This window comes from Allobosea sp. P1_A7 (assembly GCF_056406775.1).
The window spans coordinates 1-909 of the sequence record NZ_JBFTZN010000610.1; the positions used below are offsets into that span (position 1 = coordinate 1).

At 59.7% G+C, this 909-nt stretch carries 1 pseudogene; it reads left to right on the forward strand.

Annotation, left to right across the window (positions count from 1 at the left end):
• Positions 1–711: 711 nt before the first annotated feature.
• Positions 712–909: pseudogene (locus tag AC1D34_RS37990) on the forward strand (IS6 family transposase); the annotation flags it as partial.

A 909-nucleotide genomic window follows, 5' to 3' on the forward strand; every position in this document is an offset into this window, starting at 1 on the left:
ACGTGGACACGCCGCATTCTGGAAGATGGTCGACATATTGCGCGACATCGAGCGCGAGTGGAGCATCGAACTTGGGCCAGAGCGTTTCACCGAGCTCAAGGCGCTGCTGCTTCTCGTCTGGGATAGTCCATTGGCTCGCTAGCTCGGGGYGTWCTGATACCGTTCCCGATGACTGTGWATAGGCATCCCATTTGACCCTGAATCGGTGTCCTGCGTGACCCGCGTATCTCGAATATTCTCTTRTCGTTTCAGGAACCTGCCACCGATGATGGGCGTGTCTTGGGCGCCGATCGGGGGGCAAACGGCATGCCGCTTCACAGCTTGCGGAAGGCGGCACTGAAGGCGCTTCCAGCCTTCATCGAAGGAAGCCTGGATAGTCGGAGAACTTACGCGCTCTGCGTGGAAGATCGGGAAACCAGCGCGCTCCTCGAGGAGACCAGTGAAGCAAGCCGTTGAATTCGGATTGGCCTGCTGCGCGATGGCCTCCCGAAGGAGGGCAATGTGCTCGAGATCGGTACAGCAGAGCTCGTAGGGAATGTTCCCCTCCGGTGAACGCGCTGTTCGTGGTGCCCCGAAAGGCGAAAGCCTTGCCACGGCCGAGGCTCCGGCCGGCGTCAGCGAGATCCCATACCTGGTTGGGGGGTTCTGTTGCAAACTCTTCAGTTACGGAGGTTAGGGCATCACCTTCCACCCATTGCGGGGGGATTTCAGATGTTCAAGGGCCTTCATTTCGACCGATCGGTGATCCTGCTGTGTGTTCGCTGGTATCTGGCCTACGGCCTGAGCCTGCGCGACCTGAAGGAGATGATGGCCGAGCGCGGCATCAGCATCGACCATTCCACGATCCACCGCTGGGGTCGTCTACTTCTCGCCATTGCTGCTTGAGCGCTTCAACCGGCGCAAACGCGC